14 protein-coding genes are annotated in these 15,157 nt (G+C 70.7%); 2 read left to right on the forward strand and 12 right to left on the reverse strand.

Features of this window, described 5'->3' with window-relative positions; all coding sequences use genetic code 11:
• The 5 genes from pgaA to AC07RM_RS34990 form a co-directional block, all read right to left on the reverse strand.
• Entirely contained in the window at positions 1-2,331 is a 2,331-nt protein-coding gene (pgaA, locus tag AC07RM_RS34970; RefSeq protein ID WP_495337408.1) for a poly-beta-1,6 N-acetyl-D-glucosamine export porin PgaA, read from the reverse strand.
• Positions 2,332-2,633: 302 nt separating this feature from the next.
• Positions 2,634-3,635 carry a Bug family tripartite tricarboxylate transporter substrate binding protein gene (locus AC07RM_RS34975; protein ID WP_495337409.1) on the reverse strand — a complete coding sequence of 334 codons (1,002 nt, stop codon included), beginning with the start codon at positions 3,633-3,635 and terminating at the stop codon, positions 2,634-2,636.
• 146 nt (positions 3,636-3,781) lie between these two features.
• Positions 3,782-4,987, reverse strand: coding sequence for a 3-oxoadipyl-CoA thiolase (gene pcaF, locus AC07RM_RS34980; RefSeq protein ID WP_093347612.1), 1,206 nt, complete (start codon positions 4,985-4,987; stop codon positions 3,782-3,784).
• A gap of 43 nt (positions 4,988-5,030) precedes the next feature.
• Complete coding sequence (locus tag AC07RM_RS34985) at positions 5,031-5,678, reverse strand: 3-oxoacid CoA-transferase subunit B (RefSeq protein ID WP_281078016.1); 648 nt, start codon at positions 5,676-5,678, stop codon at positions 5,031-5,033.
• A complete protein-coding gene (locus AC07RM_RS34990; protein WP_495337410.1) occupies positions 5,675-6,376 on the reverse strand; it encodes a 3-oxoacid CoA-transferase subunit A in 702 nt (233 codons plus the stop codon). Before AC07RM_RS34990 ends, AC07RM_RS34985 begins: the two co-directional genes overlap by 4 nt.
• A 129-nt stretch (positions 6,377-6,505) precedes the next feature.
• Here AC07RM_RS34990 and AC07RM_RS34995 point away from each other — a divergent pair, with 129 nt between their 5' ends.
• Together AC07RM_RS34995 and AC07RM_RS35000 are read left to right on the forward strand one after the other, a co-directional pair.
• Positions 6,506-7,294: an IclR family transcriptional regulator domain-containing protein gene (locus tag AC07RM_RS34995; RefSeq protein WP_208510980.1), complete on the forward strand. Its 789-nt coding sequence runs from the start codon at positions 6,506-6,508 to the stop codon at positions 7,292-7,294.
• Between the two features lie 86 nt (positions 7,295-7,380).
• Positions 7,381-8,835, forward strand: a complete 1,455-nt coding sequence (locus tag AC07RM_RS35000; protein WP_495337411.1) for an esterase-like activity of phytase family protein — start codon at positions 7,381-7,383, stop codon at positions 8,833-8,835.
• Between the two features lie 19 nt (positions 8,836-8,854).
• On the opposite strand, the gene AC07RM_RS35005 is transcribed toward AC07RM_RS35000, so the two are convergent.
• The 7 genes from AC07RM_RS35005 to AC07RM_RS35035 all read right to left on the reverse strand — a co-directional run bounded on the left by AC07RM_RS35005 (position 8,855) and on the right by AC07RM_RS35035 (position 15,156).
• Complete coding sequence (locus AC07RM_RS35005) at positions 8,855-9,778, reverse strand: SDR family oxidoreductase (RefSeq protein WP_495337412.1); 924 nt, start codon at positions 9,776-9,778, stop codon at positions 8,855-8,857.
• 46 nt (positions 9,779-9,824) lie between these two features.
• Positions 9,825-10,712 (reverse strand): helix-turn-helix transcriptional regulator, encoded by an 888-nt coding sequence (locus AC07RM_RS35010; protein WP_495337413.1) that lies wholly within the window; start codon positions 10,710-10,712, stop codon positions 9,825-9,827.
• A 47-nt stretch (positions 10,713-10,759) separates the two neighbouring features.
• Complete coding sequence (locus tag AC07RM_RS35015; protein WP_495337414.1) at positions 10,760-11,767, reverse strand: Bug family tripartite tricarboxylate transporter substrate binding protein; 1,008 nt, start codon at positions 11,765-11,767, stop codon at positions 10,760-10,762.
• 78 nt (positions 11,768-11,845) lie between these two features.
• Positions 11,846-12,859 carry a branched-chain amino acid ABC transporter permease gene (locus tag AC07RM_RS35020; protein ID WP_398499247.1) on the reverse strand — a complete coding sequence of 338 codons (1,014 nt, stop codon included), beginning with the start codon at positions 12,857-12,859 and terminating at the stop codon, positions 11,846-11,848.
• Between the two features lie 5 nt (positions 12,860-12,864).
• A complete protein-coding gene (locus AC07RM_RS35025; RefSeq protein ID WP_490877348.1) occupies positions 12,865-13,728 on the reverse strand; it encodes a branched-chain amino acid ABC transporter permease in 864 nt (287 codons plus the stop codon).
• On the reverse strand, positions 13,721-14,440 hold the full coding sequence (locus tag AC07RM_RS35030) for an ABC transporter ATP-binding protein (protein WP_495337415.1): 720 nt from the start codon (positions 14,438-14,440) through the stop codon (positions 13,721-13,723). The genes AC07RM_RS35025 and AC07RM_RS35030 overlap by 8 nt, the downstream gene beginning before the upstream one ends.
• Positions 14,437-15,156 carry an ABC transporter ATP-binding protein gene (locus AC07RM_RS35035; RefSeq protein ID WP_495337416.1) on the reverse strand — a complete coding sequence of 240 codons (720 nt, stop codon included), beginning with the start codon at positions 15,154-15,156 and terminating at the stop codon, positions 14,437-14,439. The genes AC07RM_RS35030 and AC07RM_RS35035 overlap by 4 nt, the downstream gene beginning before the upstream one ends.
• Between the last annotated feature and the right edge of the window lies 1 nt (position 15,157).

The following is a 15,157-nucleotide window of genomic DNA, read 5'->3' on the forward strand; positions in this document are numbered from 1 at the left end:
TCATTGGAACGGCACCGACAGATTGAGATAGACGAAGCGGCGGCGCTCGCGCACGCCGTCGTAGGGATGGCTCGCGATGCCCAGGCCGTAGGCCAGGGTGGCCGAGCGGCCGAACACCCATTCGTGGCCATAGCGCAGCGACCACGGCGCGCCGCCGCCGAAGCCCTGCTGGCGGTAGCTGCCGGCCTCGAGTCCGAACACATGCGAGAAGCGGCGGTCGTCGCGCTTCCAGCCCAGGTACTTGCCGGTCAGGCCGACCTGCAGCGCGCTCTCGCTGCGCGGCGCGAAGTAGTCGACGTCCTGGCGGTCGTAGCGCCCGGTCTCGCCGCTCAGCGTGCCTTCGAGCTGGAAGCGCGGGCCGCTCACGAGGCGTTCGCGCCAGCGCAGGCCGAAGCCGTCGCGCGTGTTGCCGTCGCTGAAGTCCATGCGCTGGTAGCGGGCCTCGAAGGCGCGCGACTCGTTGACCACGTAGGTGGCGCCGAGCTCGGCCGAGCGCGCGCCGACATTCGCCAGCCGCGCCTTCCATGGCGTGTCGAGGCTGTTCGAATCGAAGCGTGCCGAGAAGCGCCAGCTGTCGCTGGCACGCCAGTCCACGCCGAGCGCGAGGCCGGTGCGGTAGCGGCCCTTGTCGGCCTGGTGCAGCTCGGCGCTGGCGCGCCAGCGGCCCTGCAGGTATTCCACGCCGACGCCGGTGCGCGACAGGTCGATGTTGCCCAGCGAGGTGTCGCCGCGCGCGAACACCTGGCGGAAGAACAGGCGCCAGCGGTCGTCCCACAGCGGCGACGAGAGCTTGGAATCCACGCGCCAGTCGCGGTCGGCCAGCACGCTGCTGCCGTGGCCCTGGCCGTAGTCGGCCTCGACATCGAGCCGCGCCGCATAGAGCGTGTCGCGCTGCGCGACGGCATTGCGCACGGCGATCGATTCGGGCGCCTCGGCCTGCAGGCTCTCGGTCAGTTCGCGGCCGGCGCGCATCTCGCCGGCATCGAACAGCGCGCCCGCGTAGCCGGCACGCGCGGCCATGTCCCACGGATGGTCGACCAGCGTCTCGCGGTAGCGGCCCAGCGCCTCGTCGGGCTTGTCGCGCAGCTTCATGGTCTCGGCCAGGCCCGAGCGGAAGCCCGCGTTGAGCGGCGCGAGCGAGGTCAGGCCGCGGAAGCTGGTCTCGGCCTGCCAGGGCCGCTCGGTGTAGAGCTGGTAGAGCGCGCGCAGGTTGCGCACCTCGGCGTACTCGGGATTGGGCCGGCCCTGCTCGGGTGTGAGCCGCAGCATCGGCGGCGTGGCCTGCTCGAGCTTCTGCAGCAAGGCCTCGGCGTCCTCGAAGCGCGCGGTGTCGAGGTAGGCATAGACCAGGCCGGTGTGGGTGTCGCTGGGCACGGGGATGGCGTCGCCGCCGCTGCGCAGCGCTTCCTCGTAGAGCGGCACGGCGAGGTCGGAGCGGCGCTGCTGCTGGTAGGCGCCGGCCACGTCGGACAGCGCGTAGTAGGGCAGCGGCTGCTGCGGATGCTCGACCTGCCAGCGCTCGTAGGCCGCGGTCACTTCGGGGAAGCGGCCGCGCGCGGAGACCGCGAGCAGGTGGTCGGCATAGAGACGCAGGTACAGCGCCTTCCAGCGTTCGAGGTCGTCGGCTTCGTTGGCCTGCGTGGCGCGCTGCACCGCATCGGAAGCGCCCTGCAGCTCGTTCGGATAGAGCGGCAGCAGCGCATCGATGGCCTCGAAGCGCTCGGGGCCCTCGCCGCCACGCTGGTCGCGCTCCGCGATGGCCCAGCGCAGCCGCTGGCCCAGTGCCTGCTGGCGCAGGCTCGCGAGCTCGAAGGCATTGAAGCTGCCGGGCGTGGCGCGCTCGGCGGCCTCGGCCTGCGCCAGGGCCTCGGTCAGCGAGCCCTGGTCCTCGAGCGCGAAGGCGTTCTCGCGCCGCACGATGCGCTGCGTGGGCTGCAACGCGGTGAGCTGCAGTTGCAGGATGCGGTCGTCGACGCGGCGCGCGGCGATGAACGCGGACTCGAAGGCGTAGCCCGCGAGCCGATCCAGCGGCACGGCGCGCGCCCAGCCCACGGATTCCCGTGGGCTGTCGGCCTGCAGGGCCCACACCACGCCGTCGGACGCGATGCGCTCGCGCTGGGCCGCGGTCGCGGCGCGCGGGAACCAGGCCCGCAGCGCATCGAGCGCCTCGCGCGGCGTCGCCTTGCCGGCGCGGATGCGTTCGACGAGCGCGTCGTGCGCGGCGGTGTCATAGCCGGCCGGTCTGTCGGCCCCGGAGAGGGCGGCGGGTGCCACGGCGCCGGGCCGCTCGACCTGCGCCCTGACCTGCGTGCTCGCACCCGCCCACGCCACGGCGACGAGAAGCGCCGCGGCGGAGAACCTGAAGGTGGAGGGGAAGAAGGTGGCGGGAGGGTTGGAGCGCGCGGGGTGTGTGACAGCGTGGTGGTGGTGGTTTTTTCTCAAGATCGAGGAAAAAGGAGCGATTGGTTATTGGCCGCAACCATATCGCCCGCCCCCGGAACCACGCTGTAGGACGCGCTCAGGAAATAGTCAAAAGACTTCGTTGTTCGGTAAGAGACCGTAAAGCCTTCATCCGGTGAATCCAATCGCTCCCACGCTGCGTACGCCAGGGGCGTACGCAGCGTCACGCAGGCTCAGTCGAGCGATACGTTCGCTTTCCGAATGACATCCGTGAAACGGGTGGTTTCGGCCGCAACGAAGCCATTGAACTGCTCGCGCGTGGTCGGGAAGGGCTCGTAGCCGAAGCTCTTGAACTTCTCGAGCACGTCGGGTTCGGCCAGGCCCTTCTCGATGTCGCGCTTGATCTTGTCGGTGACCGCGGCCGGCAGGCCCTTGGGCACGGCGATCGCGTTCCAGCCGATCACCTCGAAGCCCTTGGGGCCGCCCGACTCGCTCACGGTGGGCACGTCAGGGAAGGCCGCCACGCGCTGCGGCGCCGCGGCCGCCAGGAAGCGCAGCTTGCCGGCGCGCTGCAGCGGGCCGGCGGTGGCGCTGCTGCCCAGCGCGAAGGCCAGCTCGCCGGTGGCGACCGAGGTGTAGAGCTGGGTCGTTTCCTTGTAGATCACGTGCTCCATCTGCGTGCCGGTGGCCGACTCGAACAGCTCCGAACCCAGGTGCACCGGGTTGCCGACCGACCACGAGCCATAGTCGAGCTTGCCGGGGTTGGCCTTGGCGTCGGCGATCAGGTCGCCCACGGTCTTGTACTTGCTGTTGGTGGCGACGGTGAAGAAGAAGTAGGTCTTGAACAGCGGCAGCAGCGCGTCGAAGTCCTTGGCCGTGTCGTAGGGCAGCTTCTTGAACAGCGCCGGGTAGGCGGCCAGGTGCACGTTGTCGAGCACGATGATGTCGTGGCCGTCCTTCGCGCCGCGCTTGAAGGCATCGATCGCGATGAAGCCGTTGCCGCCGGGCCGGTTCTCGACCACCACCGGCTGGCCCCAGGCACGCGACAGCTTGTCGGCCACCAGCCGCGCCACGCCGTCGGGACCGCCGCCGACCGGGAACGGCGTGATGATGCGCACCGGCTTGCTCGGGAAGGCCGCCTGCGCGGTGGCCAGGGACGGCAGCAGGCCGGCCGCGGCCAGCGCGAAGGCGGCCAGGCCGAGGGCGCGGCGCGCCTTGTGCGATGTGGAAACCATGATCCTCTTTCTCCTTTTTGGTTGAAAAAAATGCCATCGGGCCGCGGGTGCGGCAGCCGATGGCTTCAAGTCGATCGATCGCGCGGTTGTTGTTGTCGGGTGTGGCTGATCGATCGACGGGGGTACGGTTCAGGTGGGACGCGGGCTCAGACGCGCTCGAGGATCAGCGCGATGCCCTGGCCGACGCCGATGCACATGGTGCACAGCGCATAGCGGCCGCCGCTCTTGTGCAGCTGGTTGACCGCGGTGGTCGCGAGGCGTGCGCCGCTGGCACCGAGCGGATGGCCCAGCGCGATCGCGCCGCCGTTGACGTTGACGCGTGCGTCGTCATCCGAAAGGCCCAGCAGGCGCAGCACCGCGAGGCCCTGCGCGGCGAAGGCCTCGTTGAGCTCGATCACGTCGATCTGGTCGAGCCTGAGGCCGGTGAGCGCCAGCACCTTCTGCGTGGCGGGCGCCGGGCCGATGCCCATGATGCGCGGCGCGACGCCGGCGGTGGCCATGCCCACGATGCGCGCGCGCGGCGTGAGGCCGTGCTTGGCGGCGCTGGCCTCGTCGGCCAGCAGCAGCGCGCAGGCGCCGTCGTTCACGCCGCTGGCATTGCCGGCGGTGACGGTGCCGTCGGGCCGCACCACGCCCTTGAGCTTGGCCAGCGCTTCGAGGCTGGTCTCGCGCGGATGCTCGTCCTTGTTCACGACGATCGCATCGCCCTTCTTCTGCGGCACGCTCACCGGCACGATCTCGGCGTCGAAGAAGCCGGCCTTCTGCGCGGCCACGGCGCGCAGCTGCGAGTTCAGCGCCATCCGGTCCTGCGCCTCGCGCTCGATCTTGTAGTCGGTGGCCACGTTCTCGGCCGTCTCGGGCATCGAGTCGACGCCGTACTGCGCCTTCATGAGCTTGTTGACGAAGCGCCAGCCGATGGTGGTGTCGTAGACCGCGTTGTTGCGGCTGAAGGCGCTCTCGGCCTTCGGCATCACGAATGGCGCGCGGCTCATGCTCTCCACGCCGCCCGCGATCATCAGGCCGGCCTCGCCGGCGCGGATGGCGCGCGCCGCGCTGCCCACGGCATCGAGGCCCGAGCCGCACAGGCGGTTGATGGTGGCGCCCGGCACCTCGATCGGCAGCCCGGCCAGCAGCGAGGCCATGCGCGCGACGTTGCGGTTGTCCTCGCCGGCCTGGTTGGCGCAGCCGTACAGCACGTCGGTCACGGCCTGCCAGTCGACGTTCTTGTTGCGCTCGATCAGCGCCTTGAGCGGCACCGCGCCGAGGTCGTCGGTGCGCACGCTCGAGAGCGCGCCGCCGTAGCGGCCGAAGGGGGTGCGCACGGCGTCGCAGATGAAGGCTTGGTTGGTCATGGTGTGTCTCTCGGAAAGTGAAGAACGGATGTGGCTGTCCGCGTCAGGCGGCGATCGGCAAGCCCACGAGCTTCTCGAGCTCCGCATGCTCGAGCCCGTCGACCTTGTCGACCAGCTTCAGGCCCTGCGGCGTGCATTCGAGCGTGGCGAGGTCGGAGTACACGCGCTTCACGCAGCCGATGCCGGTCAGCGGGTAGCTGCACTGCGCGACGATCTTGCTCTCGCCCTTCTTGGTCAGCAGGTCCATCATGACCCAGGTCTGCTTGGCGCCGATCGCGAGGTCCATCGCGCCGCCCACCGCGGGAATGGCGCCGGCCTCGCCGGTGCTCCAGTTCGCGAGGTCGCCGGTGGCCGAGACCTGGAACGCGCCGAGCACGCAGATGTCGAGGTGGCCGCCGCGCATCATCGCGAAGCTGTCGGCATGGTGGAAGAAGGCGCCGCCGGGCAGCAGCGTGACCGGCTGCTTGCCGGCGTTGATCAGGTCGTAGTCCTCCTCGCCGGCCTCGGGCGCGGGGCCCATGCCGAGGATGCCGTTCTCGCTGTGCAGGATGACCTCGCGGCCGGCCGGCAGGTGGTTGGCCACCAGCGTGGGCTGGCCGATGCCGAGGTTGACGACGGCGCCGTCGAAGATGTCCTGCGCCACGCGGGCGGCCAGTTGGTCCTTGGTGCGACGGGTGTAGCTCATGGTCATGCCTCCTTCTTGAAGCCGCCGGCCTGCGTGGCGACGCGCTCGATGCGCACCACCTTGTGCACGAAGATGCCGGGGGTGACGATGGTTTCGGGGTCCATGGTGCCGAGCTCGGCGATGTCGTGCACCGTGGCGATGGTCTTCTTCGCGGCCATGGCCATCACCGGGCCGAAGTTGCGCGCGGCCTTGCGGTAGACCAGGTTGCCCCAGCGGTCGCCGCGCTCGGCCTTGATCAGCGCCACGTCGCCATGGATCGGGTACTCGAGCACGTACTGCTTGCCATTGATCTCGCGGGTTTCGCGCTGGCCCGCGAGCTCGGTGCCGTAGCCCGTGGGGCAGAAGAAGGCGCCGATGCCGGCACCGGCCGCGCGGATGCGCTCGGCCAGGTTGCCCTGCGGCACCAGCTCGAGCTCGAGCTGGCCGCTGCGGTAGAGCGCGTCGAAGACGTGGCTGTCGGCCTGGCGCGGAAAGCTGCAGATGATCTTGCGCACGCGGCCGGCCTTGAGCAGCGCGGCGAGGCCGGTGTCGCCGTTGCCGGCGTTGTTGTTGACCACCGTCAGGTCGCGCGCGCCCTGTTCGATGAGGCCGTCGATGAGTTCGCCGGGAATGCCGGCGGTGCCGAAGCCGCCGATGAGAACGGTGGCGCCATCGGCCAGGCCCGCGAGGGCATCGGCGATGGAGGGCGCGATCTTGTCGATCATGGATCTGTCTCCGAAGAAGGATGGTGGAGAGGCGGGAAGACGGGTTGTCGCTGCGCGTCCTGGGAAATCTATTTTGTTCGTATATCGAACATCTGTTCGTATAATGAATTCTAGAGAGGATCCACACCCATGGCAACCCGCCCCCTTGCGCCCACCGAGACGCCCGCCCCCGGCGACAGCTACGTGCAGTCCTTCGCGCGCGGCCTGCAGGTGATCCGCTCGTTCAGCGCGAGCGCGCCGCACCAGACGCTCAGCGAGGTGGCCGCCGCCAGCGGCCTCACGCGCGCGGGCGCACGCCGCATCCTGCTCACGCTGCAGACGCTGGGCTACGTGGTCAGCGACGGCAAGCTGTTCACGCTCACGCCGCGCATCCTCGACCTGGGCTTCGCCTACCTGTCGTCGATGCCGATCTGGAACCGCGCCGAGCCCGTGATGGAGGCGCTGGTGCAGCAGGTGCAGGAGTCGTGCTCGGCCGCGGTGCTCGACGCCACCGACATCGTCTACGTGCTGCGCGTGCCGACGCAGAAGATCATGCGCATCAGCCTCGGCGTGGGCTCGCGGCTGCCGGCCTACTGCACCTCGCTGGGCCGGCTGCTGCTGGCCGACCTGCCCGACGAGGAGGTGCGCGCGCGGCTCGAGGCCTCGGCGATCGAGCCGCTGACCAAGCACACGGTGACCGACATCGATGCACTGGTGGCCAAGGTGGCGCAGGCGCGGCGCCAGCAGTGGTGCCTGGTGAACCAGGAGCTGGAAGAAGGCCTGATCTCCGTGGCCGCGCCAATCGTCGACCGCGCGGGCCGCATGGTGGCCGCGCTCAACATCAGCGGCCAGGCCAACCGCACCAGCGCGAAGGTGATGCAGGACAGCATGCTGCCCGCGCTGCGCGAGGCGGCGCAGCGGATCTCGAGCCTGCTCTGAGCGAGCGCGCCCGGCGCGCAAGGCCTTCACCGGACTGTCATCGCCGCTCTCTAGATTCCCGCGGCACAACAACCGGGGGATCATCCATGTCCATCACGTCCGGCCGCTTCGCGCGGTCCGTCCTGTCGCGCCATCTCGCCGCGGCCCTGTCCACGATCGCGCTGCTCGCCGCCTGCGGTGGCGGCGATGGCGGCGGCATCGCCTTCCCGGTGCTGCCGCCCGCGCCGGCACCGGCCCCCGCGCCACCGACCCCGCCGCCCGTGGCCGAAGGCAAGGGCCTGCCGCACCAGCTCACGGGCTGGGCCTCGCTGTCCGACACGGCACGCTGGAGCGGCCCGACCTCGGGCCAGTTCATCACCGCCGCGCTCGGCGTGGCGCCGCCCTTCGTCAACGGCCAGCCGATCCCGGGCTTCTCGGCACTGCTGAAGAACGACGACGGCAGCTGGACCGCCCTGCCCGACAACGGCTATGGCAGCAAGGGCAACTCGGCCGACTTCGTGATCGGCTTCTACAACGTGAGCATCGCGTTGCGCACCACGGCCGACGGCAGCAGCCGCCCCGGCGCGATCACGGTCAACCGCCACGTGGCCTTCAACGATGCCAAGGGCTTCCTCAAGGACGGCAAGGGCGTGGACCTGAAGATCACGGCCGACTTCGCCAACTACCAGACGCTGTCGGGCAACACCCTGGTCGACAGCGGCATCGCGGTCGATGCGCGCATCCGCGGCGGCCGGCTGCTCACGGGCTTCGACCTCGACGTGGAATCGATCGCGCGCGCACCCGACGGCAGCTACTTCGTCGGCGAGGAGTTCGGCCCCTACATCCTGCATTTCGACAAGGACGGCACGCTGATGGCCGACCCGGTGCCGCATCCCTTCCTGCGCAGCCCCTCGCACCCCGAGGTGATGGCCGGCACCGTCAGCGCCACTTCGCTGTCGAGCCGCGGCTTCGAGAGCCTGGCCTTCAACGCCGACCGCAGCCGGCTCTACGCCGTGCCCGAGGCCGCGCCCTCGCTGGCGTCGCTGCGCCCGGTGGCCGACGACGAGCGCTACCTGAACTTCTTCGAGTTCGATCCGGCCGCGATGCTCTACACCGGCAAGACCCTGGTCTACAGGAAGGACGGGCCGGCCAAGGACAATCAGATCGTGATCGGCGACATGACGAACGTCGGCGGCAGCCGCTTCGTGCTGATCGAGCGCGACAGCCTGTTCGGCACCAAGGCGGTGGTCAAGCGCCTCTACCTCGTCGACCTCAACGTGAAGGATGCCGACGGCGCGCTCAAGAAGACGCTGCTGGTGGACCTGCTCGACATCGCCGACCCGAAGGGCATCGGCGGCCCGCTGCCCAACGTGGCGGCCGGCCGCTTCAGCATGCCCTTCGACTCGATCGAGAGCGTGGAGGTGGTGGACGCGCACACGCTCGCGGTGGCGATCGATTCGAACTTCCCGACCGAGGACGGACGCCTGCCGGGCAACCCCGACGACACCGAGGTGATCACGATCCGCTTCGACCAGGCGCTGTTCGACCGCGCCGCGAAGTGAGCCGAGGGACGGCGGCGTCTCAGGCGCCGCCGTCCTCCATCTCGAAGGGCGCGACCTGGCGGCCGTCGATGTCGGTGAAGCCGTACTCGCGCGCGAGGTCGCCCACGCGCAACGCGCGGCCGGTCTTGTGCATCACGTTCGCGTCGCCGGCCAGCGCCACGATGGCACGCCCGATGTAGCGCGGCGACTCGGTGCGCGCGAGCGCGGGACGCTCGTGCCAGTGCGCCTCGTCGGTCTGGTGGCCGGCCAGCACGAACTCGGTGCGCATCCAGCCCGGCGACACCGCCACCGAGGCCACGCCGTGCGCGCGCAGGTCCTGCGCCATGCCGAAGGCCAGCCGCGTCATCGCGGCCTTGGCGAGGTCGTAGAACAGGCTGCCGCGCAGGTAGCGGTCGCGGTCCCAGAAGGTGGTGGTGGCGATCAGGCCGTGGCCCTGGCGCACCAGCAGCGGCGCGGCGCAGCGGCTGGCCACGAGATGGTTGCGCACGCCGCGGTCGAACATGGCCTCCCAGTTCGACAGCGGATGCTCCCAGAACGGCGCCTCGAACACGCCGTTGAAGCTCTCGTGGCCGCCCCAGGCGTTGTTGACCAGCAGGTCGAGCCGGCCGGCCTCGCGCTCGACGCGCGCGAACAGCGCCTGCACCTGCGCTTCGTCGGCATGGTCGCAGCGCACCGCCACGCCCTGGCCGCCGAGGCGCGTGACCTCCTCGGCCGTGTCCTCGATGCTGCCGGGCACGCGCTGCATGCCGGACAGCGCGAGGATCTGGCCGTAGCTGTCCGCGGGCTCGGCGCGCGTGCTGCGGCCCGTGACGTAGACGGTGGCGCCGGCCGCGCCGAGTTCGAGCGCGATGCCGCGCCCCGCGCCGCGGCTCGCGCCCGTGACCACGGCCACGCGGCCTTGCAGGGAGGGCAGTGCATTCGCACCCGTGGGCTGGTCGGTCATCGTTCGGCTCGCTGAAAAGGAAAGAAGCGCCGAAGGTAGCGCCGCCTCACGCCGGCGTCTTGGAAGAACCCGCAATCGCGCGGCCCAGGAACTCGGTGGGCGTGACGCCGCACAGCGCGCGGAACTCGTTGACCATGTGCGACTGGTCGTAGAAGCCGCTGTCGACCGCGACCTCGGCCCAGGCCGGCATCGGCGTGGCACGCAGCGCGCGCAGGCAGCCATGCATGCGCGCGAGCCGGCGCCAGGCGCGCGGCGAGAGGCCGACCTGCGCGTGGAACAGCTGCTGCAGCCGGCGCTCGCCCAGGCCCACCGCCTCGGCCACCTCGCGCAGCGGACGCCGGCCGGCCGAGGCCGCGATCAGCTGCGCGGCCTGCAGCGCGCCCGGATGCAGGCCCAGCCTCGCCTGCGCGCGGCCGTCGGCCTCGGCGAGGCGGCGGCACAGCGCGGCATCGAGCAGCGCGACGCGCGCGGCATCGCTGGGGGCGTCGGCCATGCGTTCGAGCAGTTGCGCACCGGCGCCGCGCCAGAGTTCGTCGAGATGCAGCACGCGGCCCGCGAGCTCGCCCGCGGGCAGGCCGAGCAGCAGGGCCGCGGCACCGGGCCGCAGGGTGATCGACAGGCCTTCCATGCGCTTGCGCAGCCGCACCAGCACGGCCTCGGCCGAGGCGCCGATGGCCTCGACGGCCAGCCCCTCGGCGCCATTGGCCGAGGGCGCATCGCCGAGGTTGAAGACCAGCCGCGCGGCACCATCGGGCAGCACGCGCTCGAGCACCTCCTCGCCCTCGGCGAAGCGCTCGCGGTACACGAGGATGTGGGCGACATGCGGGCGCAGCGGCGCGCTGGCGGCGAAGGAGCGCACGGTGCCGCCGGGCGCGTCCATCGGCGGCCCGAGCAGGGGGCCGTCGTCGAGGTGGAGGAAAAGGCGCTCGCTCATGCCGGGTCGGTCCGGGAAAGGACCGGCCAGCATGCCACAGGCGCGGCTCAACCCTCGGCGTGGATGCCCTTCATCAGGATCACGCCGCCCAGCCGCGCAGTGTCGGCGCGCATGCGGCGCGCCAGCGCGTCGGGCGAGCCCGGCTGGGCCTGCCAGCCGGTCTTGAGCAGCGCCTCGCGCACCTCGTCCGTGCTGATCACCTCGACCAACGCGGCATTGAGCCTGGCCAGCGCGGTCTTGTTCATGCCCGCGGGCGCGGCCAGCGCGGTCCAGATCTCGAGGTCGGCGCCGCGCACGTCGGCATCGCGGATGGTCGGCAGCTCGGGCACCAGCGGGCTGCGCTCGGGCGAGGTCACGCCGATGGCCTTGAGCTTGCCCGAACGCACGTGCGGCATCGCGAGCGCGGGCGGCAGCAGCGCGAGCTGGATCTCGCCCGCGAGCAGGCCCGCGATCACCTGCGGATTGCCGGTGTAGGGCTTGTGCTGCGCGGTGATGGCCGAGCGGCTCTTGAGCAGCTCCATGCCCAGGTGGCCCACCGTGCCCACGCCCGGCGTGCCGTACTTGCCGCCGCTGCCGAGGTTGCGCACCCACAGCAGGTGGTCGGCCGCGGTCTTGCCGGTGGCATTGCCCGACACGGCCAGCACCAGAGGCGCGGTGCCGACCATGCCGACCGGCGCGAAGTCCTTCTCGGGGTCGAAGGGGAGCTTGGGATTGAGCAGCTTCGCGATCGTGAGGTTGCCGTTGATCAGCGCGCCGATGGTGTGGTCGTCGGTGGCCTTGGCGACCTGGTCGGCCACGATGTTGCCGCTCTCGCCGGGCTTGTTCTCCACCAGCACCGGCTGGCGCAGCAGCTTCGCGAGCGGCTCGGCGATGGCGCGCGCCAGCAGGTCGGGCGAGGCGCCGGTCGGGAAGCCGACCAGCAGTTTCACGGGCTTGGTGGGCCAGGCGGCTTCGCCGGCGCGTGGCTTGTCCTGGGCCCAGGCACCCTGGGGAAGGAGGGAGGCGGCCAGCGCTGCGGCGCCACCCTCGAGCAGGCGGCGTTTGGTGATCGTCACGGGAGGAACTCCGGATGTAAGCGGCGGAGCAACAATTGTAAACAGATCGTTACATGAATGCTGCGGCGCAACGCGAAATCACGGTTCCCTGGCGACCAGCCTGCGTTGCGTGGGAAACAGCGACCAGCCCCAGCGCTGTTGCGCGAAGCCCCACAGCCCCTGCTTGAAGAACAGCGTGGCCACGATCGCGAGCAGCCCGAGTCCCAGCAGGTACCAGGTGCCGTAGTCGCTGAGGAACTTGTTGAGCGCCCAGAAGACGAGCGCGCCGACCAGCGGCCCTTCGATGCGGCCGATGCCGCCGATCACCACCATGAAGATCGCGAACGCGCTCCAGTTGACGCTGAAGGCCGCGTCGGGGCTGATGCGCAGGTTGCCGACGAAGTACAGCGCGCCCGCGAGCCCCGCGCCGAAGGCAGCGACGCCGTACACGGCGAGCTTCATGCGCGCCACCGGCACGCCCTGCGACTCGGCCGCCACCTCGTTGTCGCGGATCGCCAGCAGTGCCAGGCCGCGCTTGCTGCGCAGGAACAGGTAGACCAGCGCCACCGCCGCCACCACGCAGCCCAGCGCCATCCAGTAGGTGACGCTCTCGCGCGTGGCCTTGTCGATGCCGCGCAGCGCCGTCAGCGTGGTGCCCGAGCCGCCGCCCACCGCCGACACGTTGGCGAAGCTCAGCCGGAACACCTCGGCGATGACCCAGGTGCCGATCGCGAAGTAGCCGCCCGAGAGCCGGAACGCGATGAAGGACACCGGAATCGCGACCAGCCCCGCGGCCAGCGCGCCGAGCGGGATCGCGACGAAGGGGTTGAGCCCCGCGAAGTTGCCGAGCACCAGCATCGCGTAGCCGCCGAAGCCGAAGAAGGCCTGCTGCCCGATGCTGACCATGCCGCCATAGCCCGCGAGCAGGTTCCACATCATCGCGAAGATGAAGTAGCAGGCGATCTCGACGAACTCGCGCATCCAGCTCGACTCGCCCCACAAGGGCAGGCTGGCGGCGACGAGCACCAGCACGATGCCGACGACGAGGGCGCCGCGGCTGGCGGCGGTGGCGCGCTCGACCGCGACGAAGGAAGGGGTGGCGGGGGTCGTCATCGGCGTCATCCGCGTGTCTTGGGAAGCAGGCCCTGCGGCCGGAACACGAGCACCGCGAGGAACACGATGTGCCCGAACCAGATGCCCCAGCCCGGATCGAGGCGGAAGCCGACTTGCTGCGCGATGCCGAGGATCATGGCGCCGGCCAGCGTGCCCCAGAACGAGCCCATGCCGCCGATGATCACGGCCTCGAAGGCGAACAGCAGCAGCAGCGGGCCGTCCGAGGGCGACACCGTGGTGCGCATGCCCTGCAGCGCGCCCGCCACCGCGATCAGCACGAAGGCGATGGCGGTCGCGAAGGCATAGACCTTCTTCGCATCGAGCCCCATGAGCTCGGCGATCTCGCGGTCGTCCGACACGGCGCGGAACGACCGGCCCAGCGCGGTGTGGGCGAACAGCCATTGCAGCGCGCCGGTGGCCGCGAGCGCCACGGCCAGCACGATCAGCGGCAGCACGCCGAGCGACAGCGATTCGCCGAGCGCCAGGCCGCGCGTGCCGAGGCCGCCGGTCTCGATGGCGCGCGGGTCGGCCGAGAACAGCTCGAGCAGCAGGTTCTGGATCACGATCGACAGGCCGAAGGTGACGACCAGCGAGGGCAGCGGGTCCTTGCCCAGCGTGCCGTTGAGCACCCAGCGCTGCAGCGCGTAGCCGAAGCCGAAGGCCACGGGCAGCACCGCGAGCGCGACCAGCCACGGCGCCGCAGCGCCGGCCAGCGACACGCCCGCGATCACCGCGAAGGCGCCGAGGATGATGAAGTCGCCCTGCGCCGTGTTCGTGAGCCGCATGACGCCGAACATCAGCGACTGGCCGAGCGCGAACAGCGTGTAGAGGCCGCCGAGCAGCACGCCCTGGAGCAGGGTCTCAAGCATGGGCCGCCTCGATGCCGAAATAGGCCTGTGCGATCCGTTCGCGCGTGAGATCGGCCGACAGGCCCTCGAGCGACACGCGGCCCTCCTGGAAGCAGTAGACGCGCCGCGAGACCTGGCGCGCCATCGTCACGTCCTGCTCGACGATCACCACCGTCATGCCCTCGGCCGTGATGCCGGGCATGGCCGCGTAGATCTCGCGGATGACGACCGGCGCGAGGCCCAGCGAGAGTTCGTCGCACAGCAGCACGTCGGGGTTGCTCATGAGCGCGCGGCCCAGCGCCACCATCTGCTGCTGGCCGCCCGACAGCGAGGTGCCGGGCTGGCGGCGCTTCTCGGCCAGGATGGGGAACAGCGCATAGAGCCGCTGCAGGTTCCACGGGCCCGGACGCCGGGCGGTGGCGCCCATCAGCAGGTTCTCTTCCACGCTGAGGCTGGGAAACAGCCGGCGGCCCTCGGGCACCAGCGCAAGGCCGCGCCGCACGATCTCGCCGGGCGGCAGGCCGCCGATGGGCTCGCCCCTGAAACGGATCGCCTCGCGCGGCGCGCGCACCAGGCCCGTGAGGCTCTTGAGGAAGGTCGACTTGCCCGCGCCGTTGGCGCCGATGATCGCGACGAGTTCGCCGGCGGCGAGCGCGAAGTCGATGCCGAACAGGGCCTGGGCATCGCCATAGAAGGCCTGCAGCCCATGGGTGCTGAGCAATGGCGCGCTCATGCCTCCATCCCCATGTACACGCGCCGCACCTCCGGATCGTTCATCACCGCGCGCGGTTCGCCCTCGGCCAGCTTCTGCCCGAAGTTGATGACGAACAGCCGGTCGGCCAGCGACAGCAGCGCATGCACCACGTGCTCGATCCAGATCATGGTCACGCCGCGCGCCTTGATGCGCCGCAGCTCGCCCACCAGCACCGCGGCCTCGGGCTCGGTGAGCCCGCCCGCGATCTCGTCGAGCAGCAGCAGCCGCGGCTTGGTCGCGAGGGCGCGCGCGAGTTCGAGCCGCTTGCGGTCGAGCAGCCGCAGCCCGCCGGCCGGCGCGTTCGCCTGCGCCATCAGCCCGGTCTGCGCCAGCACCTCGTGCGCGGTGTGCCAGGCCTCGCGCTCGGTCTGCTGCCCGCCGAAGCAGGCCGCGGTCACGAGGTTCTCGAACACGCTCATGTTCCCGAAGGGCTGCGGCACCTGGTAGCTGCGGCCGATGCCGGCGCGGCAGCGCTGGTGCGGACGCAGCCGCGTCACGTCGCGGCCGTCGTAGTCGACCCGGCCCGCGTCGGCGCGCACGTCGCCCGAGATCAGGTTGAACAGCGTGGTCTTGCCCGCCCCATTGGGGCCGAGGATGCCCAGCGTCTCGCCCTCGGCCACCGCGAGCGTGATGCCGTCGGTGACCTTGAGCGCGCCGTAGGACTTGCTCACGCCATGCAATGCCAGCAGCGCCATG

It is taken from the genome of Variovorax sp. GW821-FHT09B05 (assembly GCF_059418265.1).

Bases quoted from the DNA above. Each gene is read 5' to 3' on its own strand.
- AC07RM_RS35035 (WP_495337416.1), bottom strand. From the start codon at position 15,156: ATGGCGCTGCTGGCATTGCATGGCGTGAGCAAGTCCTACGGCGCGCTC.
- pcaF (WP_093347612.1), bottom strand. From the start codon at position 4,987: ATGACCAACCAAGCCTTCATCTGCGACGCCGTGCGCACCCCCTTCGGC.
- AC07RM_RS35030 (WP_495337415.1), bottom strand. From the start codon at position 14,440: ATGAGCGCGCCATTGCTCAGCACCCATGGGCTGCAGGCCTTCTATGGC.
- AC07RM_RS34975 (WP_495337409.1), bottom strand. From the start codon at position 3,635: ATGGTTTCCACATCGCACAAGGCGCGCCGCGCCCTCGGCCTGGCCGCC.
- AC07RM_RS34985 (WP_281078016.1), bottom strand. From the start codon at position 5,678: ATGACCATGAGCTACACCCGTCGCACCAAGGACCAACTGGCCGCCCGC.
- AC07RM_RS34990 (WP_495337410.1), bottom strand. From the start codon at position 6,376: ATGATCGACAAGATCGCGCCCTCCATCGCCGATGCCCTCGCGGGCCTG.
- AC07RM_RS35005 (WP_495337412.1), bottom strand. From the start codon at position 9,778: ATGACCGACCAGCCCACGGGTGCGAATGCACTGCCCTCCCTGCAAGGC.
- AC07RM_RS34995 (WP_208510980.1), top strand. From the start codon at position 6,506: ATGGCAACCCGCCCCCTTGCGCCCACCGAGACGCCCGCCCCCGGCGAC.
- AC07RM_RS35010 (WP_495337413.1), bottom strand. From the start codon at position 10,712: ATGAGCGAGCGCCTTTTCCTCCACCTCGACGACGGCCCCCTGCTCGGG.
- AC07RM_RS35000 (WP_495337411.1), top strand. From the start codon at position 7,381: ATGTCCATCACGTCCGGCCGCTTCGCGCGGTCCGTCCTGTCGCGCCAT.
- AC07RM_RS35025 (WP_490877348.1), bottom strand. From the start codon at position 13,728: ATGCTTGAGACCCTGCTCCAGGGCGTGCTGCTCGGCGGCCTCTACACG.
- AC07RM_RS35020 (WP_398499247.1), bottom strand. From the start codon at position 12,859: ATGACGACCCCCGCCACCCCTTCCTTCGTCGCGGTCGAGCGCGCCACC.